The organism is Halapricum desulfuricans (assembly GCF_017094465.1).
In the GTDB taxonomy this organism is placed as follows: domain Archaea; phylum Halobacteriota; class Halobacteria; order Halobacteriales; family Haloarculaceae; genus Halapricum.
Map to the genome: position 1 here is coordinate 1,313,375 of NZ_CP064791.1, position 24,263 is coordinate 1,337,637.

At 61.8% G+C, this 24,263-nt stretch carries 20 protein-coding genes; 11 read left to right on the forward strand and 9 right to left on the reverse strand.

The features are described 5' to 3' along the window. Positions 1 to 50: 50 nt before the first annotated feature. The 6 genes from HSEST_RS06715 to HSEST_RS06740 form a co-directional block, all read right to left on the reverse strand. Positions 51 to 1,205, reverse strand: a complete 1,155-nt coding sequence (locus HSEST_RS06715) for an acyl-CoA dehydrogenase family protein (RefSeq protein ID WP_229122923.1) — start codon at positions 1,203 to 1,205, stop codon at positions 51 to 53. 106 nt (positions 1,206 to 1,311) lie between these two features. Then, positions 1,312 to 1,914: a chemotaxis protein CheC gene (locus tag HSEST_RS06720; RefSeq protein WP_229122924.1), complete on the reverse strand. Its 603-nt coding sequence runs from the start codon at positions 1,912 to 1,914 to the stop codon at positions 1,312 to 1,314. A 153-nt stretch (positions 1,915 to 2,067) separates the two neighbouring features. After that, the gene (locus HSEST_RS06725; protein WP_229122925.1) at positions 2,068 to 2,733 is read right to left on the reverse strand and encodes an O-methyltransferase; all 666 of its coding nucleotides are present in this window, start codon (positions 2,731 to 2,733) and stop codon (positions 2,068 to 2,070) included. A gap of 35 nt (positions 2,734 to 2,768) precedes the next feature. After that, positions 2,769 to 3,719 carry a mechanosensitive ion channel family protein gene (locus HSEST_RS06730; RefSeq protein ID WP_229122926.1) on the reverse strand — a complete coding sequence of 317 codons (951 nt, stop codon included), beginning with the start codon at positions 3,717 to 3,719 and terminating at the stop codon, positions 2,769 to 2,771. An 85-nt stretch (positions 3,720 to 3,804) separates the two neighbouring features. Next, positions 3,805 to 4,395 carry a thioredoxin family protein gene (locus HSEST_RS06735; RefSeq protein ID WP_229122927.1) on the reverse strand — a complete coding sequence of 197 codons (591 nt, stop codon included), beginning with the start codon at positions 4,393 to 4,395 and terminating at the stop codon, positions 3,805 to 3,807. Positions 4,396 to 4,458: 63 nt separating this feature from the next. Then, positions 4,459 to 4,770, reverse strand: a complete 312-nt coding sequence (locus tag HSEST_RS06740) for a hypothetical protein (protein WP_229122928.1) — start codon at positions 4,768 to 4,770, stop codon at positions 4,459 to 4,461. Positions 4,771 to 4,885: 115 nt separating this feature from the next. On the opposite strand from HSEST_RS06740, the gene HSEST_RS06745 reads away from it, so the two are divergent. From HSEST_RS06745 to HSEST_RS06775, 7 genes are read left to right on the forward strand one after another with little or no spacing between them, the layout of a single operon-like run. Beyond that, positions 4,886 to 7,396, forward strand: coding sequence for a type II/IV secretion system ATPase subunit (locus HSEST_RS06745; RefSeq protein WP_229122929.1), 2,511 nt, complete (start codon positions 4,886 to 4,888; stop codon positions 7,394 to 7,396). Further along, the gene (locus tag HSEST_RS06750) at positions 7,393 to 9,570 is read left to right on the forward strand and encodes a type II secretion system F family protein (RefSeq protein WP_229122930.1); all 2,178 of its coding nucleotides are present in this window, start codon (positions 7,393 to 7,395) and stop codon (positions 9,568 to 9,570) included. Before HSEST_RS06745 ends, HSEST_RS06750 begins: the two co-directional genes overlap by 4 nt. Beyond that, positions 9,549 to 10,082, forward strand: a complete 534-nt coding sequence (locus HSEST_RS06755; RefSeq protein WP_229122931.1) for a DUF7287 family protein — start codon at positions 9,549 to 9,551, stop codon at positions 10,080 to 10,082. The genes HSEST_RS06750 and HSEST_RS06755 overlap by 22 nt, the downstream gene beginning before the upstream one ends. Before the next feature lie 4 nt (positions 10,083 to 10,086). Further along, entirely contained in the window at positions 10,087 to 10,713 is a 627-nt protein-coding gene (locus tag HSEST_RS06760) for a DUF7288 family protein (protein ID WP_229122932.1), read from the forward strand. Continuing rightward, positions 10,707 to 11,720 (forward strand): DUF7261 family protein, encoded by a 1,014-nt coding sequence (locus HSEST_RS06765; RefSeq protein ID WP_229122933.1) that lies wholly within the window; start codon positions 10,707 to 10,709, stop codon positions 11,718 to 11,720. The genes HSEST_RS06760 and HSEST_RS06765 overlap by 7 nt, the downstream gene beginning before the upstream one ends. Beyond that, positions 11,717 to 12,199: a DUF7266 family protein gene (locus HSEST_RS06770; RefSeq protein WP_229122934.1), complete on the forward strand. Its 483-nt coding sequence runs from the start codon at positions 11,717 to 11,719 to the stop codon at positions 12,197 to 12,199. Before HSEST_RS06765 ends, HSEST_RS06770 begins: the two co-directional genes overlap by 4 nt. Continuing rightward, on the forward strand, positions 12,196 to 12,933 hold the full coding sequence (locus tag HSEST_RS06775; protein ID WP_229122935.1) for a DUF7289 family protein: 738 nt from the start codon (positions 12,196 to 12,198) through the stop codon (positions 12,931 to 12,933). Before HSEST_RS06770 ends, HSEST_RS06775 begins: the two co-directional genes overlap by 4 nt. Positions 12,934 to 13,125: 192 nt before the next feature. Here HSEST_RS06775 and HSEST_RS06780 read toward each other — a convergent pair whose 3' ends face one another. The 3 genes from HSEST_RS06780 to HSEST_RS06790 form a co-directional block, all read right to left on the reverse strand. After that, positions 13,126 to 17,037 (reverse strand): DUF7289 family protein, encoded by a 3,912-nt coding sequence (locus tag HSEST_RS06780; RefSeq protein WP_229122936.1) that lies wholly within the window; start codon positions 17,035 to 17,037, stop codon positions 13,126 to 13,128. A gap of 104 nt (positions 17,038 to 17,141) precedes the next feature. Then, positions 17,142 to 18,362 (reverse strand): FAD-dependent oxidoreductase, encoded by a 1,221-nt coding sequence (locus HSEST_RS06785; protein ID WP_229122937.1) that lies wholly within the window; start codon positions 18,360 to 18,362, stop codon positions 17,142 to 17,144. A gap of 97 nt (positions 18,363 to 18,459) precedes the next feature. After that, on the reverse strand, positions 18,460 to 19,584 hold the full coding sequence (locus tag HSEST_RS06790) for an RNA ligase (protein ID WP_229122938.1): 1,125 nt from the start codon (positions 19,582 to 19,584) through the stop codon (positions 18,460 to 18,462). 73 nt (positions 19,585 to 19,657) lie between these two features. Between HSEST_RS06790 and HSEST_RS06795 the strand changes: the two genes are divergently transcribed. The 4 genes from HSEST_RS06795 to HSEST_RS06810 all read left to right on the forward strand — a co-directional run bounded on the left by HSEST_RS06795 (position 19,658) and on the right by HSEST_RS06810 (position 24,205). Beyond that, on the forward strand, positions 19,658 to 20,320 hold the full coding sequence (locus HSEST_RS06795) for an RNA ligase partner protein (RefSeq protein WP_229122939.1): 663 nt from the start codon (positions 19,658 to 19,660) through the stop codon (positions 20,318 to 20,320). 121 nt (positions 20,321 to 20,441) lie between these two features. Next, the gene (locus tag HSEST_RS06800; protein WP_229122940.1) at positions 20,442 to 20,633 is read left to right on the forward strand and encodes a hypothetical protein; all 192 of its coding nucleotides are present in this window, start codon (positions 20,442 to 20,444) and stop codon (positions 20,631 to 20,633) included. Positions 20,634 to 20,809: 176 nt separating this feature from the next. Continuing rightward, positions 20,810 to 22,666: a PINc/VapC family ATPase gene (locus tag HSEST_RS06805; protein WP_229122941.1), complete on the forward strand. Its 1,857-nt coding sequence runs from the start codon at positions 20,810 to 20,812 to the stop codon at positions 22,664 to 22,666. A 186-nt stretch (positions 22,667 to 22,852) separates the two neighbouring features. After that, a complete protein-coding gene (locus HSEST_RS06810) occupies positions 22,853 to 24,205 on the forward strand; it encodes a chemotaxis protein CheC (protein ID WP_229122942.1) in 1,353 nt (450 codons plus the stop codon). Positions 24,206 to 24,263 lie beyond the last annotated feature (58 nt).

The following is a 24,263-nucleotide window of genomic DNA, read 5'->3' on the forward strand; positions in this document are numbered from 1 at the left end:
GTGCTGTAGCGGCAGGTCGGGTGCCCGCGTGGCGGCCAGATGTGTCGTCGCTATCGTGGCTGCTGGCGATAGATCAGATTGCGCTGGATGTCGTTGGCCCCCTCGTAGATGACCGGGATTCGGACGTCCCGGTAGACGCGCGCGATCCGCCGGTCAGCCAACACGGATCGGCCGCCGTGGAGTTTCATCCCCTGTTCGGCACATTCGGCCGCGACCTCCGTGGATTTTGTTTTCGCGAGCGCAGCCCAGAAGCCGGCGTCGTCACTCGCTTTGACTTTGCTCGCGGCCCGCCAGGTCAGCGCGCGGGCCGCCTCGAACTCCAGACGCATCTCCGCGAGCGTGTGCTGGACCGCTTGGAAGTCGGCGACATCCCGGCCGAACGCCTCCCGGTCGTGAACGAAGTCGTTGGCCTCTTCGATAGCGGCCGCCGCCAGTCCCAGACCGTGGCCGCCGACGATCACGCGGCCGTGATTGAAGAACTCCGCGAGCATGAAAAATCCCGCACCCTCCGCCCCGATCAGGTTCTCCTCGGGGATCCGGCAGTCGTTGAACTCGATGTGGGCCTGTTTGCTCGCGCGAAAGCCCATCTTCTCGGGGATGTGCTCGGCGTCGTAGCCGTCGGCGTCGGTCGGGACGACGAACAGCGAGTAGTTGCCGTAGCGGTTGTCCGGGTCGTCGTCGGTCTTTGCGTAGACGGTTACCCAGTCGGCCTCGACGCCGTTGCCGATCCAGTACTTCTCGCCGTTCAGCACCCACTCGTCGCCGTCCTGCTCGGCGGTAGTCGTCATCCCCGCGAGATCGCTGCCCGTCTCGGGTTCGGAGACCGCCAGCCCGGTGAGCTGTTCGTTCTCGGCGACCGGCCGGAGGTACTCCTCTTTCTGGGCCTCGGTGCCGTGATCGGCCAGGATCTCCGCCCCGAAACTCGCGAGTTGCAGCGTCAGGGCGATCCCGGCGTCCGCCCGGTAGAACTCCTCGGCGACCGCGAGTACCTCCTCCAGGTCGAGTCCTTTCCCTCCGTACTCCTCGGGGATGTCCTGAGCGATGAGCCCGGCATCCATCCCCGCTTCGAGGATCTCCCAGGGGTACTCCCCACGGCGATAGTACTCCTCGGCGTTGGGCTGGATGTATTCGGCGGCGAACTCCCTGGCCTCCGCTTTGACCTCACGTGCGTGTTCCGGAACGATCCCGTCGTCGAGCAACTCCATGATTTATCGTGTCGTATCGGGCCGATAAATACGCGATGGAACCGGAAGAAACGACGCCGGAGTTTCGGAGCGAGAGTCGAACGGCGGATCCAGGGTGCTACGCGCTCTACACTTCTATTTCCTGCATCAGGTCGACCAGTTCTTCGAGTTGTGGGAACGTGTAGACCGTCACGTCGATGTTGGCGTCCAGCGCGTGGATGCGCGAATCAAACATTAACGCCATATCGGAATCGCGATTGCCGACAAGTTCATCGACCATCCCACTGCCGGGGCCGTAGGTGAAAGTCGGGGTCCCCATATCGATAGTCGTGTCGAGGACGTTCGCCCACCCGTCGATGAATCCCGAAGTCATGATATTGCCGATCTCTTCGATCGCCGACCGTTCCATATCGGTGAAGCCGCTCTGTTCCGGATCCGCCCCGCCCATGTCTCCCAGCATCCCCTGTGCGAGGGTCTTGGCGTTTTCATAATCGAGCAGAAAGAGGATGTGCCCGTGCGGTGGTTCCTGGAGTTCGATCGAGATGCCGATCAGCTTCTCGTCGCCGACGTGGGTCTTGATGTCCGGGATGTCGATGAAGTTGATCTTGGTGATCTCCATCTCCGTCTCCATGCCGGTCATCTGGCTGAGGTGGTCCGCGACGGTGTTCCCCCCTTCTTTGGCCATCTTGTTGAACAACGCGAGCTTCCGGATGTCGAGCATCAGACTCATGGTAACGATCGGATTACCGCCCTGTTTCGACCCCATCCTCTTAAGTCATAGTCCCGCAGTTTTCGCTGGCGAGAATCGGCTCGGGTCGGCGATCATCGACGCTGAAACGTCCCCGGCTCGCCGGCTGGGTATCGACCGTTTCGGCCATCGCAATTACTCGACGCGATAGCTCACCGCGACACCTTCGCCGACTGGCAACAGCGAGGTCCGGAAGTCGGGATCGGCCCGCACGGCCGACAGGTACTCCGCGATCCCCTCGGTCGGCCCGGTCGCCTCGATCGACTCGCCGTCCAGAAGCCGCCGGACGTCCTCGTGATCGATCGTGCTCCCGGCGACGGCGTTGTCGGCCACGACGATCCCGCCAGGGGCGACCTTCTCGCGAACGCTCTCGAACGCCTCGCGGTAGCGGTGTTTCTCGTTGTCGATCAACACCACGTCGAAGGGGCCGTCGTAGGACTCGATCGTCTCGATAGCGTCGCCGAGTTCGAAGTGAGCGGTCGCCCCGAAGTCCCCGCGGCCGAGATACTCACGTGCCAGGTCGAGTTCGTCCGCGTCGATTTCGGTGAGAACGATCTCGCCGTCATCCGGAAGTACCCGGCAGAACCAGTAGGCTGAGTAGCCGTACCCGGAGCCGAACTCGAAGACCCGTTCGGCGCCGGTCATGCGCGCGAGTAGTTCGAGCCAGCCACCGACGGCGGGCCCGACAGTCGGAAAGCCCTCTCGGTCGGCGTACTCGTCCATTTCTGCGAGCACGTCGTCGCCGTCCGGGCCCACGACGTGTGCGAGTTGTTCGACGCTCTCGGGAATCGGATTCGACATGGGCACCTTTCGACCGCCACCGGGTAAAGTCTGATTCACCGATTTCGGCTGACCGGGAACTTCACCCGCTCGGGGTGATCGTTGAACGCCGCGAGCACCCGCTCGTAGAGGGCGTTTTTCGTCCGCTGGCCCCGGCGCGGGTGGACGAGATACCGCAATCGAAGCGTCACCCACGACTCCTCCTGGACGACGTTCACTGTCGGTCGGTCCTGTACGTCCAGTTCGACCGGCGTCTCGGCCAGCCGGTCGCGATACTGTTCGATCCGGCGGGCCATCTCGTCGCCGAGGTACTCGTCGGCCACCTCGGCCATGGTCGCGCGGGCAAAATCGAGGTCAGTCTCGTACGCCACCTGCACCTCGATCTCGTTCCAGACGAAGGGAAACTCGTCGCGCGTGTAGTTCTTGATGTGACTGGAGAGAACAACGCTGTTGGGAACGGTGATAATCCGCCCGGAAGGCTGGTTGGAGGCGACGAGGTCGCCGTCGATCTCCCACAGCGTCGTCACCAGGTAGTCGACGTCGGCCACGTCGCCTTTCGACCCCTCGATAGCGATCCGGTCGCCGACCTGGTAGGGACGCTTGATCATGATGTAGAACCAGCCCAGGAACGAAAAGAGGGGTTGCTGGAGCGCGAACGTGACGGCGAACCCGACCACACCGAGCGAGAACAGCAGACCGAGCCACTTCTCGGTCAGCGCGCCCAGCACGCCCGCGACCGCCGCGATCAGGAACGCCAGTCGGAGAACGTTCCGGACGTCGTGCTGGCGGCGTTTGCTCTCGATCCTCGTCTCGACCGCCCGGTAGACGAACAGGTAGACGGCGGCGGACAGAAACGCCACGGCAGCCGCGGCCAGCAGCCTGATCGCCACCGGCGCGACTGCGACGCCGCCGAGCTGTGCGGTGTAACCGACGGTACCGATCCAGCTCGCGGCGACGACGCAGGCGAGTCCGAGACCGATCAGGACGGTGCCGAGGTGCCGAACCACGACGGGGGTATCGAATGGCTGGGTGAAAACCGTTTGCACGCCTGGTCCTGCGTACGTATTCGAAGCTGAGACGTGACGCTGTGGCCTACACGTTGAAGTAGTCGGGCTCGTTGCCCGCTTTCCACTTGATCGAACAGCCACGGGAGGGCTTGTCCTCGGCCTCAACGGACTCACCGGCGAGCACCGTCTCGACGTACTCGCGCATCTCGTACTCAATGGGCTCCTCATCAGGGTTGAGCGCGTCGTCGATCCGACCGTGATACGCCAGCCGGAACGTCCCCTCGTCGCTGGTGAAGAGGAACGGATCGGGTGTACAGACCGCGCCGTAGGCCGCCGCGACTTCCTGATCGTCGTCCCGGAGGTAGGCGTCGTAGGCGACGGTGCCGTCCTCGACCAATTCCTGCATTCGCTCGAAGGAATCATCTGGATACTCCTCGGCGTCGTTGGGGTTGATCCCCACCACGGCGAGGTTGTCGTAGGTCTCAGCGAGGTAGTTCAATTCGTCCATCTTCGCCTTGGCGTACGGACAGTGGTTGCAGGTGAACACGACCAGCAGCGCCTCGAAGTCCTCGAAGTCGGCCAGGCTGTACTCCGTTCCGTCCGTCCCGGGCAACTCGAAATCGGGCGCTTCGCTGCCGCGTTCGAGTCGGTAGCTGTCGGTATCAAGTGCGACCATAACGGGCGATACTACGGACGGAACGGGGAAGTCAGTGTCGACGGCGGCGGGATTGAGGAGAAATTACTGATCGAGCGTTGCAGCGATCGCCTGCTCGAAATCGGCCGCGCGTTCATAGGCTGGAGAGCGATCGTCGATCGCGTACGTCGATTCGCCGTCGTTGTCAATGCGCTCAAGCACGCCGATATCGGCCAAGGCCGAAAGCGTGTCCGCGAGATACAGGTCTTTCAGCGGGACGCCAGCGGCATCAGCTAACTCCGAGCGCGTGTAGGTCCCATCAGTATCCAAGTGGACGATGGCGCCGAGGACAGACGCCATTTGCTCGTGTTCGGCAACGAATCGCCACCCTCCAGGGGTATCGATCGATTCAGTCATTGCTGGCGGGTATGGATCACACGGTGTTAAGATTGCCTACCCCATCTTTGTGGAGAATCAGATATGATATCATTTACATAAAGTTTTTCCCGGATAACCGCCGAACAAGGAACTAATGGCAATCGATGACACTGACGGGGGAGAGGGTGAGGCGACTCACTCCGACGACGATCGGTTACTACAGGACGTCAGTGCCGGAGGGGAGTACGACTGGACTGATTTCAGACGGGAGTTCCACGACGGTGGACGGTTCGACCGAAGCAAGTATCTCGGATTCGATCCACAGCATACGGGCGACCGTCTCGAAGACGGGGCAACGGCTGGCAAGACACTCGATCGACACTGGCAGTCGTTTCTCGATCTCGACACGACCCCGGTCGCCAAGGGCGAGTATTTCTGGGAACACTTCAAACGGGAGTATTACTACGAGAGCGGCGACGAGCCCCCGCGCGACGGCGACGGGAACAAGATCCCGTTCGAGCCCGAGGAGTACCTCGGATTCGATCCGGACGAGACCGAGTCGCGGCTCAGTGGCGCACAGGACGACGCCGCGACGCTCAAATCGCTCGTCGACGAGCGCACGGTCGACGTCAACGAAGAGCTCGACGAGGACAGCTTCTTCTCGACGATGGAGGGCCATACGACGGTCGTCAACCGCTATGACCTGGAGAAGGCCGTCCCGATGGAGAAAAAACAGCACTTCGACGAGGTCGAGCGCTACTGGGTGAACAAACCCTACGCGTGTGCGATCGTCTTCCATTCGCGAAAGGAGAACGAGCGGAAATACTACGTCGTCCAGCCCCACCTGAATCCGATTGAGGAGGACCTTCGTGACTTTCTCTCCAGAAAGCTTCGAACGGCGATCAAGTACGCCGACGACGAGATCGCAGTCGACGGCTCGCAGGCCGAGCGCGCGAACGTGATCCAGCGCGAGACGGAAAAGCTACTCGAGCGCTACGACCTCTATAGCGGCCCGACGTCTAACGGTACCGGCCAGCTCGGGAAACTGAAGAAGTTCCTCGGGATGGACCTCGATGTCGAGGCGTCCTCCGGCGAGCTCGAGGGGATCAAAACGCGGCCCGAGCCGGCTGTTCTCGCTGACGACCCCAAGACGCTCACGGAGTACCAGATCGAGAAGCTGCTGTACTATCTCAAGCGCGATTTCATCGGCTACGCGAAGATCGATCCGATCAAACACGACATCAACGTCGAGGACGTCTCCTGTGACGGGTACAACTCCCGGGTGTTCGTCTATCACACCGAGTACGAGAACATCATCTCCAACGTCGAACACGGCGAATCGGAACTGGACGACTTCGTCGTGAAACTCGCCCAGCGCTCGGGCAAGGGCATCTCCAAGCGCCAGCCACAGGTCGACGCGACGCTGCCGGACGGCTCGCGCGCCCAGCTCACGCTCGGCAAGGAGGTCTCCGATCACGGGACCAACTACACGATCCGCCAGTTCAAGGACGTCCCCTTCACCCCGATCGACCTCATCAACTGGAACACCTTCTCGCTCGACGAGATGGCGTTTCTCTGGCTGTGTATCGAGAACAACAAATCGATGATCTTCGCCGGGGGGACCGCCTCGGGGAAGACGACCAGCCTGAACGCCATCTCGCTGTTCATCCCGAGCAACTCCAAAATCGTCTCCATCGAGGACACTCGCGAGGTCGAGTTGCCCCAGCGAAACTGGGTCGCGAGCGTCACTCGGCCTTCATTCGGGCAGGACGATACCGGCGACGTCGACGAGTTCGACCTGCTGGAGGCCGCACTGCGTCAGCGTCCCGACTACATCGTCATGGGCGAGGTCCGTGGTGAGGAAGGTCGGACGCTGTTCCAGGTCATGTCGACCGGCCACACGACCTACACCACGTTCCACGCCGACTCGGTGGGCGAGGTCATCAAGCGATTCACGACCGACCCGATCAACGTCTCGAAGACGCTGTTCACCGCGCTGGATCTGGTCAGCATCCAGACTCAGACCCGGGTCGACGGGTCGAAAGTTCGCCGGAACAAGACTCTGACCGAGATCAACGAGTACACGCCCGAAAACGACGAGATCAACGTCCGGGACGTCTACCAGTGGCAGGCCGATACCGACCAGTTCATCCAGATGGGTAACTCGAACACCCTGGAGGAGATCAAGTTCGACCGCGGGTGGGGACAGGACCGGCTGGACGAGGAGCTGTTCAAGCGCAAGGTCGTGCTGGCGTATCTCATCGAGCAGAACCTCAACACCTACACGGAGGTCGCCGCGACGCTGCAGGCGTTCATCAACGACCCGAACACGATCATGACGCTGATCGCCAACGACCAGCTCGAGCGGAGCCTCGAGGACCTGCGGGAGATGGAATCCGTGCAGATCGAGGTCGACGCCGAAAAGGAGGAACTCGTCCCCCGGCCGGATCCGGGCGAGGAGATCCTCGGGGAGGCCGAGGAGATCCTCGACAACGCGGATCCGCTGTTCCGTCAGCTCCGCTCGGAGGAAACGTCGGATATCGTCGAGGCGCTCACCGGCGTCGAACCGGACGACGATATCGAGGTCGACAGCGAGACGACGGAGGAGACTGATTTCGGCCAGTTCGTGCCCAAGGCCGGCGCGGAGGCGTCTGAGGAAGAATGAGTCTCGACACGCGCACCTCGGAGGCGACACTCGGCAGTTCCAGTACCCTCGGAGACACGTTTTATCCGCTGTACCAGTGGCTGTTCGACGAGGAGGGCGATTTCGTCGCCAACGTCGAAGACAAGCTCGCGGAGGCGCGGATGGCGGACAACGTCGAGATGTTCCTCTCGCGTGCGCTCGCGGTCGGCGTCATCTCCGGGTTCGCGCTGTGGCTCGTCGGTTCGCTGCTGGGCTATCTCATCGTCTCGATGCTATTGCCCGAGGACTGGCTCATCCTCGGTATCGACCTGGGTCAGTACAACCAGCTCGTGAACACGCTAAAATTCCCGGCGATCATTCTCGTAACGGGCCTGTTTTTCGGTGCGATCGGCTTTACTATCGGTTTCGGCTCGCTGGTGTCGATCCCGTACTTCCGGTCGAACGCCCGCAAGCGAGAGATCAACGTGCTGCTCTCCGATTCGATTTCGTTCATGTACGCGTTGTCGGTCGGGGGGCTCAACCAGCTGGAGATCCTCGAAGCGATGGCCGCGGCCGAGGACACCTACGGCGAAGTCGCCCAGGAGTTCCAGTCGATCGTTCTCGAAACCGAATACTTCGACACCGACTACCGGACGGCGATTCGCAACCAGGCGCTGCAAACACCGAGCGACGAGCTCAGTCAGTTCCTGACGGACATGCTCTCGATCATCAACTCCGGCGGGGACATGACGAGCTTCCTGGAGGATCAAAAGAACAAGCACATGCGGACTGCCAAGCAGGAACAACAGAAGCTGCTGGAGACGCTGGAGCTGTTCGGCGAGATGTACATGACGATCTCGCTGTTCCCGCTGCTTTTGATCATCATTCTGGTCATCATGAACATGATGGGCAACGGGAACCCGATGCTCATGTACGGGACCGTCTACGGACTGATCCCGTTGACGAGCATGGCGTTCCTGGTGTTGGTGTCGACAGTGACACAGGACACGGTCGGCGACGGTTACCTCGAAGCGACACGTGGTGACGGTGGCCAGCCGACGAAATCCGGCGTTCTCAATCTGGGACTGGTCAAGCAGTTCACCGGCGAATATAGCGTCTTCGACCGGGTCAAGAACCGCGAGGGCTCCTATCAGGTCGGGGAAATCGTTCGGCAACCGCATATCTTCTTCCGGGACAACCCGCTGTACGTACTCGGACTGACCGTCCCGATATCCCTGCTCGCGCTCGGTCTGTCGATCGTCGCCGGGTGGGCGGCACTGCCGTTCCCGTTTCAGACGGCCGACGGCACCGGATTCTTCTCCGCGATGGCCGAGGACCCGATCCAGCAGACGTTCTTCTGGGTCTACCTGCCGATGTACATCAACTTCATTCCGCTGGCGATCTTCTACGAGTGGAACCAGCGATACCGGAAGTCCGTGATCGGCAAGCTCTCGGAAAACCTCCGCAAACTCGCCAGCGCGAACGACACCGGCATGACGTTGCTGGAGTCGATCAACGTCGTCGCCGACACCTCGACGGGCCGGCTGGCCGACGAGCTCGATACGATTCACGCGAAGACGAACTACGGGACGAGCCTCAAGCAGAGCCTCCGGGAGTTCAACAACAAGTTCCACGTCCCGCGGATGGCCCGGACGGTGAAGCTGATCAGTGAGGCACAGGAGGCCTCCAGCCAGATCCAGGACGTTCTCTCGACGGCAGCACAGGCCAGCGAGAATCAGGACGACATCGAACGCGATCGCAAGTCCCGCACGCGGATGCAAGTCGTGATCATCATCATGACGTATCTCACGCTGCTGGGCGTGATCGCGCTCCTGAAGATGCAGTTCCTGGATACGATGCAGGGGCTGGAATCGGCGTCGTCCGGCAGCGGCGCACAGGGTGGCCAGTTCTCGGTCGATTCGCTGGGACCGCTATCGATGCTGTTCTTCCACGCGGTGACACTCCAGGCGATCCTCTCGTCGTTTATCGCAGGCTATATTAGGGATGTCAACCTGGTATCAGGCGTCAAGTACGCGGTGATCCTCTCGACCATCGCGCTGGTGGTCTGGATCGCCGTCGGTGGCAGCGATACGGCTGTCGGATCGAACGAGACGGCCGAGGCAGCACTCGCACTGCTGGTGGTGGGCCCGATCGGTCACGATCTGCGGCGACTTCGAACACGGGTAACTCAGCTATGGGACGGGGACGATTCCTGACGGACGAGCGGGGACAGACACTCCAAGACTATGTCGTCGGCGTGGTCGTCGTCCTCCTCGCGACGTTTTTCGTCATCGCGTATCTGCCGAACGTGTTCGCGTCTTACGACAGCCCGACCGACGGGATCCGTTCGAGCCAGGCCGATAGGGTGGCCGAATATATCCTCACGAACTACAGCGTCGAGGACCAGTCACACGAACTCAGGTACGATGGCCCGGGGGGCCTTCACGACACACTTTCGACCGAAGCCGGAATGAACGCGCTTCGCGATCAGACGTCGTTGAATACGAGTACGGATCGACGGCTCCCACCCGATATCCAGGTGTTTCTGGTCAATGCGTCCACGCTGTCCGACCGGGACGAACTGGTTCCGGCAGTCCATCGGGGAAACACGCTATCGTACGGTGATACGTACCGTGGTCAGGCTGCTGCACGTTCGATCAGGGTGGTTACAATGGACAACGAGACAATCTGTGATCCGAGCTGCTGGCTCGTCGTGAGGGTGTGGTGAGACGATGACTGACAGACGTGGACAGGCGTATACGCTGGAAGGCATGTTCAGTGCGATCGTCGTGCTGACTGCCCTCCTCTACGGGTTACAGGCAGTGGACGTCGGCCCCTGGACGAGCGAAGCCGCGAGCGAAACGAGTTCGCTCGAGACCCGGGCACAGGACGCGCTGGATATCGCCGCTTCGGAGGGAAGTCTCAGCAACGTCACGCGGTGTTACGGCGTCAACCCCGAATCGACTGGCGGGTACGTTTTCTCCGGACAGATAGCGGGGCCGGATGCGACCACGTTCGAGCGCCTGTTGAACACAACCTTCGACGAGCGAAACCGCAACTACAACGTGTATCTCTACTACTGGGACGAGGAGACCGGGCAGAAAGAGCGAGAACTGGTCTCGATGAATCGAACGGCGGCCGATTCCGGCGTCGTCGCTCCGACTGATTCTTCGGTCGTTGCGAGCCGAACTGTCGTCCTCTACGACGATATGCCGACGCGGTTCGGCAGCGATCCGAAGTGTGGACGGACGGGGGCGACGTTGGAAGACTACTCGGAGAGACATGGCTGGTACGTCGAAGACATCGCTCCGAACTCCCCGGTTTACAACGTCGTCGAAGTGCGGGTGGTTGTATGGTGACTGGGCCGAGCGACGAGCGAGGGCAGTTGCTGTTGGTCGGTGCAGTCGCGATCGCGCTCGTGGTCGTCGGCGGCGTCGTCTTGCTCAACGGTATGAAGTACACTGATACGGTCGGCACGTCGGGTACCGACGACGCGATTTCCGATTCGGAACGGACCGTCGAGATGGCCGAATCCGACCTTGACGGGCTGGTCGACCGTGTGGGTAGCGATACGTCGCTTCTCACCTTCGAGGAGCATCTCCAGCGGAACGTCTCCCAACTGAGCCGCGTTTACACGCGGCTGGCCGCTGACCGGCGATCAGCGTACCTCAACATCTCCGTGAACACGACCGCGTCCGGAAGCGGCTGGTTGTTGAATCAGTCTACTGAGGGACAGTTCGAAGGCGAGGACGGTGCCCAGAACTGGACTGTCGTTTCCGATGCTACCGTTACCGAGCCGTTTCGGATCATCGTAGACGAGTGGCCGGACGCGACGGGGAACGGTTCCGACGCCAAAGAAAGCCCGTTGTATATCAATGTGACCGACGACAATGGTCACTGGTGGTCGCTCAAACTGAACGATTCTGGAGGGGGATCTGCTGAGGGGAAACAGGTGTCCGTTTACACGGATCGAGGACTCCAGGAGGCCTACCGAGAAGACGACGTGTCGTGGATCGGCGACGACGGTCCATACGAGATCGACGTGACAGCGGGCCGGATCGACACAGCAGCGACAGCGGAACCGGTGACCGGGCTGTGGACGTTCGCTGCAAACGTCTCAACACCGTACGATATCTCCTTCCGGGACGGGTTCCCGGGAAGTGGCGAAGGCGGTGGTGAAAAAAGTGCGACGGGCCGGTACCGGATCGCAACGGACGGTGTGGCAGCCGCTGAGATACCCGACAGCGTCAACGCGACCGAAATTCCAGTCTTCCATCCGGCGTTCGATATCTACTACCACCAGCCGGAAATCCAGTATACCCGGACGATATCCGTCACGTACCATCCGGGAGGGGATGTGGAATGACTGATCGGCGATTTCACGGGGACACGCGAGCGGCATCGATCGCGATCACACACGCGCTCACCCTCGGTATCACGGCGTTGTTGATCACGACCCTGCTTTTCAGCACTGGATCGATGCTCGACCAGCAAAAAGAGCGTGTCATCCGTGCCGGCCTGCTCGATGTCGGCGATAGCGTCGTCACTGAACTCCACGAGATCGATCGAACCGTCGCGAACGGAAACGTTTCGAGTGACGTGAACACGACAGTCACGTATCCCGACCGCGTCGGAGGGGTCGTCTATACGGTCCGGCTGTCAGTCGCGTCGGACGGGACAGTCACTCTGTATGCCAACTCTTCGAACCCGAACTACGATATGTCGGTTCCGACCAAACTCGGCAATACCACTGCAGTCTGTGAAGGGTACAAAAGCAGCGGTGAGATACGGATCTACTATGACGCCGGTCGGGAATGTCTGACTATCGGGGGTGTGGATCGATGACTGACGAACGTGGCGTCTCCGATCTCGTGGCCTTCGTCCTGACGTTCGGGATCATCATTCTGTCCGTCAGCACGGTGTACATGCTCGGATTCGACAGTCTCGAAGAAGTCCGTGACGACGAGCAGATCCGGAGCGTCGATCGGACGATGGAAGGTGTGTCCGAAACACTCGCAGACATCCATCGAGAAGACGCGCCGAGCCGATCGGTCGCGGTCGGTCTCGACGGCGGCACGATTTCGGTCGTCGAGGAGTCACAGGTGAGAGTCATCATCGAGACGCCGAACGAGACGATGACGCGATCCATCGACGTCGGGGCACTCGTTCTCACCCCGAACGACAACGCCGAGATGGTGTATGAAGGTGGAATCGCATACCGAACCCAGGGCGACGGGCAGTTCGTCCTGTCGGATCCGGCGATATCGTGTGATGGTCGGACCGCAGTCGTCGACATATCGAAGGTGACGGGTCAGCTCAGTATCTCCGCGCCCGGCACGGTCGAGTTGTCGGGGCGGCATACCTCGGAGCGTGCGCTGTACCCGGTTGCTGGCCAATGGCGGAATAACGCGACCGCCGTCGAAATCGAAATCGACGACACCCGCAATCCCGATGCCTGGCGGCAGTACTTCGAGACGAGTCCCGACGGCTGGACAGAAACGGGCGATGGGTACCGGTGTAGCGGCCTCGATGGGGTATCCGTGCGGACGACGACGATCACGCTCGACGTGGTCTACTGACCGAGACGTGGATGGACGGTGTTTGCGCTGTGCCCCAGCCGGCGCTCACAGAAGTCCCTGAACAGAGCAAGCCGACGCTCGAACGGTCTCCGTTCCGGCAGGGCCGGAAGCCATCGAGCGCCGTCAATTTTGTCAGGTGGGTAAATATCTGGTCGGCACCAATCAAAACTGTCGCTGCAAGTGCTTACACAGTCATTCGAAGGTGATGACGTTCATATCGATGGAGATGTATTCCGGGTTCTGGGCATCGGGGTAAGCCTCGGCAGCGGGCACGATCTGGATCGTCCCGGTGAACCTGTCGTCTTCGGTCTCGATCTCGTAATCGTAGTAGCCGGTCGCGTTCGACCACGATCCTAGGCCGAACCGTTCGAACGTCGCGCTGGTACCGTCCAGCGAGACGTCGGTAGTTGCCGTCCTCGTCTCGCCGGTCGAGCGATTCGTTAGCGTGAAATCGACCTGTTGCGTGCCCGCGACGGTAGCCGTGTTCTCGATGAGGCCATCGAGGTCGGACAGACTAGTGACGAGGATCAGTTCGTCTTCGTCGTAGCTCTCCGTTCCGACTCGGACTCGGTTGACGACGAACGTTTCGGTTTCGACGGTGATCGTCCCGCGTTGACTGCTGTTGTCCGCGTCGTATCCGGTGTTGTCCGCGGTGGCTTCGACGCTGATCGGTCCCGTCTCATCGGTCGGAACGCCATCGAAGGTGACAGTCGTGGATTCGCCGGCCGGGAGCGTGATCGCTTCGCTGCTCCGGGACTCACCATCGACGAACCAGCGAACCGGCATCGTCGCGTCTTCGTCACCGACGTTCGCAACTGTCGCCGTCACGGACGCGTCCGAATCTAGCGGGACGCCCCGCGGGTACGCTCGCTCGAAGCCCTGTACGATGAATCGAGGTCCGCGATCGGAACCGACGTAGACGTTTCCGGAGCGGGTCTGGTTCGGATTCGCAGTCAATCCGAGTTCGTACTCGTAGGTGCCCGGATCGTAGCCTGCGTTCGGCGGGATATCGAACTCGATCCAGGTGCTCTCGTTGTGCTCGAGTTCGCCTGTCGCAGTGCTACCGGCTGCAGCCCCATCGAAGTGATACGTAACATCGGTCGATCCGACCTGACCGCCCCTGTTGGTCACCTCAACACGAAGCGTGTCGGTTTCACCTTCTTCGACGACGGCCGGTGTCTGCAGATCGCTGATCACCAGACGGGCCGGTGTCTTTACTGTTCGAGTCCGATTGACGACTTCGAACAACACGACTGCGTCGTTGTAGTCGGGGTCGCCGCTAGTCGATGGATCCGCGTCGTCCGGATCAGCGTCCGGCTGGGTGAGTTCGAACAGCATCACCAACTGATCGTCTTCGAGGTTGAGCCGCCCCGTATCGGGATCGAACTTGTCTTCGAGAATGTCACCGATGCTACGCTGATCCGGACTCGCACTACCCCACGATGGCACTGTTTCGTTGTCACCGAGGATGACGACATTTTCAGTGTTCTGGTTGCTGTTGGTCGAAACCAGCTCACTGCCCCAATCAGTACACCGGTTTCGATCGAACCAGCCGTATGGATCGACGTACCTGTCGAGTCCGGTGTCCGTGTATCCGTACCTCTCACACCCGTAGGTGGTTGCGGAAACCCACAGCGACGATGCCTCCGAGACAGTCACGGTCCGGTTGAAATACGGATTGCGATCGACCTGCCTCTCCCAGTTCCTGGGACGGTTCAGATCGTCCCCGCTCCACACGTTGTGTTCGACGCGTCCGGCAGTCTCGTTTTCCGTGACGATGTCCATCACTGTGGGAGCACGACTGATCTCGCCGCCGTCGATCCGGTAGTTCCCGTCGTTCGGGTCGTATATCCACCCGCCGTCGCTGTCCCACCACCAGTCCCCGTTCGACCAGCCGACGTAGTCATAATCGTACGATGTCGCAGTCGGCTCCGTTCCGAGCACCTGCAGCCGGGCAGTCGTATCACCGTCGATCTCTATCTGCCCATCATCACCCGATTCGAACGCACCTGAGAGATTCGCGGCCACACGGATCTGGTCGGTCGCCGAGGAGTTGGCCGTCGACACCGTGTACTCGTAAGCCCCGGCCGGAAGCGCCTCCGGGACCTCGTAGTCAAACGTGACGGTCGTTCCGGAACCGGGAGCAAGCGATACGGTATCAGTCTTGCTCGTCCCGTCCGCGAAGGCGAATTCGATCGTCTGTTCGGCGCTGCTCGCCCCTGTGTTGTTGATTACCGCCGTTACCGTCGTCGTGTTACCCTGTTCGACTGGGTTCGGAGTGGCTCGCACGCTCGAGACCTGGAAGAAATCGGTCGCTTTCTCCCCTACGTAGAACGTCCGCGTGACGTTCTCGTCCCCCGTCTGGACGGTGTAATTGTACAGGCCTGGCGTGGCGACCCCATCGACCGTCAGCGTGAGTTCGCGGCTCTCTTCTCCGGTCTCGGAGAGATGCCCGTCGAGCGTGGGTTCCCATTCACCCCGGTCGACGACTGTGCCTGTCGAAGCGTTTTGCACCCGGATTTCGACCGACTGCGTACCGTCAACGCCACCTGTGTTTGTAATCGACGCGTTGATTTCGAACGTCTCCTCCGCGTCGATACCGGTTGGCGATCCCGCCTCGGAGATATCGAAATACGCTGCGCTCCCGATGTCGATCAGCGTCGTCGCGAAGTCGTCGTTCGAGGTGACGTTCAACGGTATGTCAGTTCCACTCGACCCCGTTGGAATATCGAACGTCAACGTCGCCTCCTCCTCGCGACCGAGGCCGACCGTGCGAGTGGCTTCCCGGTCGCCGTCGAAACTGAACGCGATCGTCTGGTTGCCGAGCAAGTCTCCCTCGTTTCGAACTGTCACGTTGAGCTGTGGGTTGCCGGATAGGTGCGCACTATCGGGCGCATCGAGTGACGTGATCTCGAAACGCGGCCAATCATCGTCTGTATCCCCAATATCGATCGTATCGGAGTACACGTCATCTCCCGTCTCGATGCGGTATTGATACCTGCCAGGGTCGCTCACGGCGTCACCGGGGATCGTAAACTCGTAGTCGACTGCCTCTCCCCCGGCGAGCCTCTCGGTTTCGACGTGCTGGGGCGCCGCTCCGGAGACCGGATCCCATCCTCCGCTTGCCGTCTCCTTATATATCGAAAACGAGATATCGTTCGTTTTCGTCAGATCGCCCGTGTTCTCGACTGTCGTGTTCACGGATACGTCTTCGTCTGCCGGTGCACTCGGAACGGCGTCCACGCCCGTCACCTCGAAGTTCGCGAACTCGGTATCCTGGACCGTATACGTGATTTCGACGGTATCGCCCGATCCGACCTGGGTGTCTTCACCGGGACTGACATCGACCAGCCGGTCGTCGTAGTTACGAAGCGCGTAGTTGTGCCAGGCCGTCGCGAATCGGCTGTTCTCGACCACGACAGTGATGTTTTCCACACCCTGTGGGCGACAGCTCTCGAGTTGCCCGACCGGTGTCGATGGTCCCTCGCTCAATGCAACTGCTGTCTTGTTGACGAACAGCGAGCGAGTGAGATTGGCCGTCATGCGACGACTCTCGCTCTCGTTGAGACGGGCATCGATCGTACTCGATCCGTGCATCCCCGTCTGCATCTGAGACAGAGAGACGGCCAATCGTCCGTCTCGGTATTCGATGTTCGGTGCCCGGACCATCGAACTGCTGTTCGGTCCTGTCTGCTCCCACACACCACCGAATTCGTACCCGACAGCGTCACCGTCCGCCGATTCGTAGACGAGCGACTGCAATTCGATCTCGCCGGTCGTACAGGAAGCGTTTCCGTTCGCATACAACGTAATTCGGGTCCGAGATTCAGTCGTTACGTCGTTCGCTATCTCGTCCGGCAGTTCGAACGCGACGGACTCCGATTCGGACTGTCGTATCGCTTCGATTTCGGACGCGAACTGCTGGAACGACTGGGTCGCGGACTGGACCCGGTTTTGCTCTTCGACTTGCTCGACAGTGTTCCCGCCCATCACCAGCAATAGCACCGCCGCTGTGACGACGAATCCGATCAACAGCGCAGTGCCGAGTACTTCAGAGACACCCCGGTTGTCGCCCCCGACAGACCCCTCTTGTATCCGGCGCATAGTTTCGTATGTCTCCCACGTCGAGAAATGTGTTTTGGTACACGGGCCGAGTGTGTTGAGATTACGATCGCGATCGCTTAGACGCGAGAAATATTGGGATTCAGTCAGTACTGGCCGACGATACCCGCGTCGGTTTCGCCCTGTGCGTCGAACTCCGCGACGAACTCGTCGAGTCGCTTGGGATCGTCGCTCCCGGGCAACGGCCGGTCGGCCGTCACGCACTCACCGTCGACACCGAGTCGCTCACAGACGAGATCGGTCGTCGATTCGGCCATCTGTCGGTAGGTGGTCAGCTTTCCCCCGACGACGCTGACGGCGTTTTCGACCCCGTCGTCGGCGTGGTCGAGTTGGAAGAAGCCCCGTGAGATCCCGCGGCCACCCCGCTCGTCCTCGTCGGGCGCGTACAGCGGGCGTACGCCCCACCACGTGCGAACCGTCGGGGCGTCGGCGACCGGCGGCAGCATCGCCGCACATTCCTCGACCGTTCGCTCGATCTCCCAGTCTTCACGCGCGTACTCGTCCGGATCATCGACCTCGACGCTGGTCGTCCCCAGAACCACCTCGCCCTCGTGGGGGACGATGATGTCCCCGTCGTCGGGATCACGAGCCCGGTTCAGGACCGGTCCGAGACCGTCGTATTCGACCGAGAGCATCACCCCGCGCGTCGGCCGCATCGCGACGTCGAGATCGGCCATGTCAGCGAGCGCCTCGGCCCAGGCGCCGGTCGCGTTGACGACGTACTCGGCCTCGATTCGCTCGTCGACGCTCCCGCCGACGGTGACGTGCTGGACGCGGCCGTCGTCGATTGCGATATCCTCGACCGGCGCGTGCGTGTGAATCGTCGCTCCGTGATCACGGGCGTCGGCCGCGTTTGCGGCGACCAGCCGCGACGGGTAGATCACGGCGTCGGGCACTTCCATCGCCCGCTCGACGTCCGACGCGATTTCCGGAATGCGTTCGCGAACAGCCTCATCGTCGAGCGTCGTCGTCGGAATCTCCGCGGTCTCACAGGCGTCGCGCTTCCGTTCGAAGTACTCCGGATCGTCCGCTGTCAACTGGACGAACAGGCCGCCGGTGTCGCGGATGCACTCGCCCGCGATGTCCTTGAGAACCCGGTTCTCTTCGATGCACTCTTCAGCCCCGACTCGGTCGGATTCGGCGTAGCGTGCGCCGCTGTGGAGCAATCCGTGCGAGCGGCCGGAGGTGCCACTCGCCAGACCGTCTCGCTCGACCAGTGTCACGTCGACGTCTCTGAGTGCGAGGTCGCGAGCGACGCCGACACCGGTCGCACCACCGCCGATCACCAGAACTGTTGTCGTTCGCATACCGTCTATTCGGCTCTGGGAACATGTACGTGCGGTTGTCGGGGATATTGGCCGAGAGGCGATCGGCGTACCGACTCGGTGTCGACTGTCGAACTCGTCACTCGTCGACGATCCCGCCATCGAGGTAGTGTTCGATCCGGTCGTTCGTCGAGGCCGCGACCTTCGTGAACGTGACCACGCGCTCGCCCTCGAGGCGCCGATCCGACTCGATATCGATAGTCAACTGGAACTCCCGAAGGTGGCCCAGCAGGGCGTTGATCGTCTCGGGATCGCCCCGAACCGTATGCCGTTCGCCGACCGTCTCGCCGTCGGCGACGGCTTCGATCGTCTCGGCGAACGGTAACAGGATCGACTCGCCGAGATCGTGAGCACGCTCGCGGCGTCGATCGGGCGAGTCCTCGAATTCGACCGTCTGAAAGGCCTCACGGAGCAGTCGCGAGAACAGAAAGTCCCGTCCGTACTCGAATGGTAATGCGAACGCGTCCGCCAGTTCGGCGTGGTGGGTCGCTTCGGTGGTGTACTTCAGGAGTGACTGCCCGTCCTCTGATTTCAGCACGACGCCTTCCCGACTCTCGGTGTCCAGGGTCTCGATGGCGTCACGGACAGCCCCAGGAGCATCGTCGATAGTGTGCCAGCCGAACGTCTGGGGCTGTTCGAACCCGTACTCGGCACAGAGTTCACGCCGCCGCTCGGGCGCGAGCGGGCGGCCGCTCGTCCGATCGCGGACGTCGAAGATCCGGAAGGCGTTGGTCTCGGTCTCGTCGTAATCGTGTACTGTATAGGGGTTTTCCGGGCCGATCAGCTCCGCACAGAGCATCGTCTCGGGATGGTCAGCAAAGAAATCACCCGGATCGAGCAGCTGGCGGGCGCGCTCGGTCGTGTACGGGCAGACGTAGCCGCCACGGGTGAACGCCGTCGTACCGTCGACGTCCGCGATCCTGACGTTGAACCCGTTGAGTTTCTCCTCGATCGTCACGCGGTCGCTCTCGAAGTAGTGCCGGACGCCGGGATCGAGCACGAGCACGCGCGGGACACTGGGGTAGCCACGGACGACCGCGCCGGTCGTCTCGACGAGGACCGTCCCGCGTTCGAGGCCGTGGCGGGCGTCGGGCAGGTGGTAATACTCCAGCCCGTGGTCGGTACGGGCCTGGAAGTGCTCGAACAGTTCCGACGGGGTGTCGGCACTCGTCTCGAGTCGCTCGTGCCAAGCGTCTTTGTCCATAGTTATCACTACACTTGATTCGGACAAAAGCAGCGGGGGTGGTTCTATAGGTTTCGACGTACAACTCCCGGACATGCCCCCGGAACTGCCGCGACAGCAGTTCGTGCTCGACACGTCGCTTTTCATCACCGAGGAGATACGCGAGCCCGAGGAATCCCTGGAAGAGGCCGTCCTCAGGCTCCTGGACCGGATCGCGACGGCGCGGCTCGAGCTCAACATCTCCTGTCACATGCCGCCCTCGATTCACGACGAACTCGTGACGATGCTCCGTGAGCGCGACGTGAGCGAGGAGGTCTTCGAGCGGCTGGAAACGTGGGTCGTCCGCAAGAGCCCCGATCGCTACGGCGTGAACATCCCCGCCGACATCGTCTACCAGTTCGTCGACGAGATGAGCGATCGGGTCGATCGGGGACTCCGAGTCTCCGAGGAAGCACTCCGGGAGGTCGAACAGCTCGACCCCGACAAGCTGGGCTCGGGCGAGGAATACATGACCGAGGCCGACCGCGTCCTCTCGAACCTCCGGGACAAGTACCGTCAGGCACTCCGTCAGGGCGTGCTCGACTCCCGGGAGGACTTCGATCTGCTCGTGCTCGCGAAGGAACTCGACGCTGGCGTCGTCACCGAGGACCGGGGCATCATCGCGTGGGCCGATCGCTTCGGCCTCCGGTATGTCCGTGGCGGGCAGTTCCCGACGCTGCTGGAGGAGTACTTGCGGGCCACGGGCGTCGAGGGGTAGCGACACCGCACAGCACATGTGGGACGATAACACGGATCCCTAGTAGGCGTATACAGACTCTAGGCTGTCCGAGCCCGTTTCAGGGAAGCGTATTTGTACCTCGATTCGCCAGACACACACGATGACTGACGGCGAGATCGAGGCCATCGAGTTCGAGCAGACCGACGGGGTGATGGGCGTCTACATCGAGAGTGTTGGCGTCTACGAGGACGGGAGCACGGAAGTCCTCGACAGCACGACGGTCGGCAGTCCACGAGAGTTCGAACGCATTCGGGCGTTCGAACAACGCTGCAAACGCCAGTACAGCCAGTGAACCGCTTCGGGGTCAAGTGGTTCGAGACGCGAAGCGTCTCGTCATCACGGAAGACAGAGTCTTCCGTACGACCCCGAGGCACTCACCTTGCTTTCTCTGTAGATATCACCGAGCGACCGCCGGATCCGCGGAGGGGGAGTCATCGTGCTTATCAGTCTCGGTCGCCCAGATCAGGCATGGACGTAGTACCGGACACGAGCGTGGTCATCGACGGCCGCGTGTCCGAGCAGATCGCCGACGGCGACCTCGCAGGGGCGACGATTGTCGTCCCCGAGGCGGTCGTCGGCGAACTCGAAGCGCAGGCCAACGACAGCCGCCAGCAGGGCTGGGACGGCCTCGAGGAATTGCAGAAACTCGCTGATCTCCACGACGCGGGCGACATCACTGTCGAGTACGTCGGACGACGCCCGGATGCGGTCGAGAAACGCGAGGCCGGCGAAGGAGAGATCGACGCGCTGATCCGCGATCTCGCCGCCGAACGCGACGCGACGCTTCTGACCAGCGATGTCGTCCAGAGCGAGGTCGCACGGGCGAAGGGGCTCGACGTCATCTATCTCGAGCCCCACGGCCGGGACATCGAGCGACTCTCGATCGAGAACTTCTTCGACGAGTCGACCATGTCGGTCCACCTCAAGGTCGGCGTCGCCCCGAAGGTCAAGCGCGGCGACATCGGTGACATGCACTACCAGCGGATCCGCGACGAGCCGGCCACCGAATCCGAACTGACGGAGTACGCCCACGAGATCGAGGAGAGCGCTCGGGCCAGCCCCGACGGGTTCCTCGAACTTGACGAGCCAGGGATGAGTATCGTCCAGTTCCGCGAGTACCGGATCGCCATCGCCCGGCCCCCCTTCGCCGACGCGCTGGAGATCACCGCAGTCCGGCCGATCGTCAAGACCGACCTCGACGACTACGAGTACGCCGACGAACTCCGCGATCGCCTCGCCACCCAACAGCGCGGCGTCCTCATCTCCGGGTCACCGGGGGCCGGCAAGTCCACGTTCGCCCAGGCTGTCGCGGAGTTTCTGACTGACAACGACTACGCGGTCAAGACCATGGAGAAGCCCCGGGACCTCCAGGTCGGTGACGACATCACCCAGTATACGGCACTGGGCGGGGAGATGGCCAAGACCGCCGACTCGCTGTTGATGGTCCGGCCGGACTACACCATCTACGACGAGGTCCGCAAGACCGACGACTTCGAGGTGTTCGCGGACATGCGCCTTGCAGGTGTGGGGATGATCGGCGTCGTCCACGCTACTCGCGCGATCGACGCCCTCCAGCGACTCGTCGGACGGGTCGAACTCGGGATGATCCCCCAGATCGTCGATACCGTCGTCTACATCGAAGCCGGCGAGATCGCCAAGGTCTACGACGTACAGACGGAGGTCAAGGTTCCGGAGGGACTGATGGAGGAAGACCTGGCACGGCCGGTCATCACTATCAAGGACTTCGAGACCGGCCGCCCGGAGTACGAGATATACACGTTCAACCGCCAGGTCGTGACGGTGCCGCTGAACGAAGGCGAGAGCGACGAGAGCGGCGTCGACCGGATCGCACGCCAGGAGATCCAGCGCGAGATCCGCTCGGTCGCGGATGGCCACGTCGAGGTCGAACTGCAAGGTTCGAACCGTGCGGTCGTCTGGGTCGAAGAACACGACATCAGCCACGTCATCGGCAAGGGCGGCGGTCGGATCTCCGACATCGAGAACCGACTCGGCATCGAGATCGACGTGCGCACCTTCGACGAACGGCCCGGCGGAAAGTCCGGATCGAGTGCCGAGAGCAATGACGCCGGATCGACCGGTTCCACCGGCGACGTTGTCACTCCGGAAATCACCTCGCGACACGTGATCGTCCCGGCCCACGAGTACACGGGCGACACCGTAGAGGTCCAGGCCGACAGCGAGTACCTCTTCACGGCGACGGTCTCCCGCGGCGGCGAGATCCAGGTGTCCCGGGGGAGTGCGATCGCCGAAGAACTGGAGCAGGCGATCGACCGGGGCAAACAGATCACTGTCGTCCCCTCGTAGCGGTTCGGTGGGTTCCCGTGTCCAGTGCCCCGGGATGTCACTGTGTCGCTCCGAGTGTGTGATTACTACAATTGAGAACTGCTCCCAAAGGCCTTAACGCCAGTAGGCGTGTGTCTCGCGTAATGGACGCACAGATCCGCAACCGAACGGCGTGGACGGGAACACTCGATAGCACGAGGTGAGAGTATGCACGTAGATGCCGACTCGCTCGAACAGCTCAATCTGCGGACGAGAGACGGGGCGGAACGAGCGGGCCAGCGATTCTCGGACGCGGTCGGTATCGAGACGAAGATCGGCGCGACACGGATCCAGATCACCAGCCAGCAGGATCTGGTAGCCGCGTTGCTGACGGGCGAGGAGGAGTGTCTCAAGTTCGAGGTGAACGGACTGCCCTCGGGAACCGCAATCCTGACCTTCGACGACGGGGCACGGTCGCTGATTCGCGAGCACTGTGCCGGTGACAGCGGCGTGGACGATCTGGCCGGAGAGTTACTCGACGCGTTCGTCGAGAAATGGGAGTCCTACGTCGGCGACGATCTGGGAGTCGGGACGGTCACGTACGTCCCCGATCCGGCCGCGCACGACTTCGGTTTCGAATCGGTGAGCGAGGACGCCGAGAGCACACCGCTCTTCCAGGGCAGTATCGACGCTGTCGATCACTCCGGCCGGGTCAAACTGTATCTCGTCCCCGACGCAGCGTCGCTGGAGACGCTCCTGGCCAGTGACGCGACCCCGGACGACTCGGCGGACACTCTCGTAGCGGACGGTGCGTCCGAGATAGACGACGCCGCGAGCGCGTCCGACACACCCGGATTCAGCGACGATGGAGCGGATACAGCCGGCGAATCCGGTCTGTTCGGCGATGACGGCGACAGCGACCGCTTCGAGGCGGGATCCAGCGCATCCACACCACTTCCGCTGGACAAGCTCTCGGTGTTCAGCGATCTCACACGAGCGGGCACGAAGGCTGCAGCCGATCGCGTCACGGCGTTTACTGGTATCGAGACCGACACCAAGATCTCCGGGATCAACTTCACTCCGATCGACGATATCTCTACGAGTCTGGACGCGGATTCCTACGTCGGGACGACGCTGGCGTTCGAGGGTAAACCCAGCGGCCATCTGGCGATCATGTTCCCCGACGAGTCGGCCCGCCGAGTGGCCGACGAAATGCTCCCGACGGATCCGGACGGCGACGGGCTCACGGAGATGCACAGGAGTGCACTCGAAGAGCTGGGTAACAACATGGCTTCGGGGTTCATCGACGGGTGGGCAAACGTCCTGGGGACCTCGGTCGACCACACCCCGCCGGCGTTCAGCGACGACATGGAACTGACCCTGATCGACCTGGTGACCGAGCAACTCGGTCCGTTCCAGACCCACGCGTACACGATCGAATCGAGGATCACGACCGAATCGGTCGCGTTCGACTGTGAAATCCACGCGCTACCCAACGAGGCGCAGTTGAGTGAGGCGCTCGATGACCTGCTCGTCTCCCGCCGTGACCGCACGGAAGCCGACCCCGACGAGATCTTCTGATCCCCAAACTGCTCGTTCACCGCGCCCCCACTCGACGAAGCGGGCGTTTTTGTCGCTC

What these genes read in the sequence shown, in the direction of transcription:
- HSEST_RS06715 (WP_229122923.1), bottom strand. Translation starts at nt 1,205, where the DNA reads ATGGAGTTGCTCGACGACGGGATCGTTCCGGAACACGCACGTGAGGTC.
- HSEST_RS06720 (WP_229122924.1), bottom strand. Translation starts at nt 1,914, where the DNA reads ATGAGTCTGATGCTCGACATCCGGAAGCTCGCGTTGTTCAACAAGATG.
- HSEST_RS06725 (WP_229122925.1), bottom strand. Translation starts at nt 2,733, where the DNA reads ATGTCGAATCCGATTCCCGAGAGCGTCGAACAACTCGCACACGTCGTG.
- HSEST_RS06735 (WP_229122927.1), bottom strand. Translation starts at nt 4,395, where the DNA reads ATGGTCGCACTTGATACCGACAGCTACCGACTCGAACGCGGCAGCGAA.
- HSEST_RS06740 (WP_229122928.1), bottom strand. Translation starts at nt 4,770, where the DNA reads ATGACTGAATCGATCGATACCCCTGGAGGGTGGCGATTCGTTGCCGAA.
- HSEST_RS06745 (WP_229122929.1), top strand. Translation starts at nt 4,886, where the DNA reads ATGGCAATCGATGACACTGACGGGGGAGAGGGTGAGGCGACTCACTCC.
- HSEST_RS06750 (WP_229122930.1), top strand. Translation starts at nt 7,393, where the DNA reads ATGAGTCTCGACACGCGCACCTCGGAGGCGACACTCGGCAGTTCCAGT.
- HSEST_RS06755 (WP_229122931.1), top strand. Translation starts at nt 9,549, where the DNA reads ATGGGACGGGGACGATTCCTGACGGACGAGCGGGGACAGACACTCCAA.
- HSEST_RS06760 (WP_229122932.1), top strand. Translation starts at nt 10,087, where the DNA reads ATGACTGACAGACGTGGACAGGCGTATACGCTGGAAGGCATGTTCAGT.
- HSEST_RS06765 (WP_229122933.1), top strand. Translation starts at nt 10,707, where the DNA reads ATGGTGACTGGGCCGAGCGACGAGCGAGGGCAGTTGCTGTTGGTCGGT.
- HSEST_RS06770 (WP_229122934.1), top strand. Translation starts at nt 11,717, where the DNA reads ATGACTGATCGGCGATTTCACGGGGACACGCGAGCGGCATCGATCGCG.
- HSEST_RS06775 (WP_229122935.1), top strand. Translation starts at nt 12,196, where the DNA reads ATGACTGACGAACGTGGCGTCTCCGATCTCGTGGCCTTCGTCCTGACG.
- HSEST_RS06780 (WP_229122936.1), bottom strand. Translation starts at nt 17,037, where the DNA reads ATGCGCCGGATACAAGAGGGGTCTGTCGGGGGCGACAACCGGGGTGTC.
- HSEST_RS06785 (WP_229122937.1), bottom strand. Translation starts at nt 18,362, where the DNA reads ATGCGAACGACAACAGTTCTGGTGATCGGCGGTGGTGCGACCGGTGTC.
- HSEST_RS06790 (WP_229122938.1), bottom strand. Translation starts at nt 19,584, where the DNA reads ATGGACAAAGACGCTTGGCACGAGCGACTCGAGACGAGTGCCGACACC.
- HSEST_RS06795 (WP_229122939.1), top strand. Translation starts at nt 19,658, where the DNA reads ATGCCCCCGGAACTGCCGCGACAGCAGTTCGTGCTCGACACGTCGCTT.
- HSEST_RS06800 (WP_229122940.1), top strand. Translation starts at nt 20,442, where the DNA reads ATGACTGACGGCGAGATCGAGGCCATCGAGTTCGAGCAGACCGACGGG.
- HSEST_RS06805 (WP_229122941.1), top strand. Translation starts at nt 20,810, where the DNA reads ATGGACGTAGTACCGGACACGAGCGTGGTCATCGACGGCCGCGTGTCC.
- HSEST_RS06810 (WP_229122942.1), top strand. Translation starts at nt 22,853, where the DNA reads ATGCACGTAGATGCCGACTCGCTCGAACAGCTCAATCTGCGGACGAGA.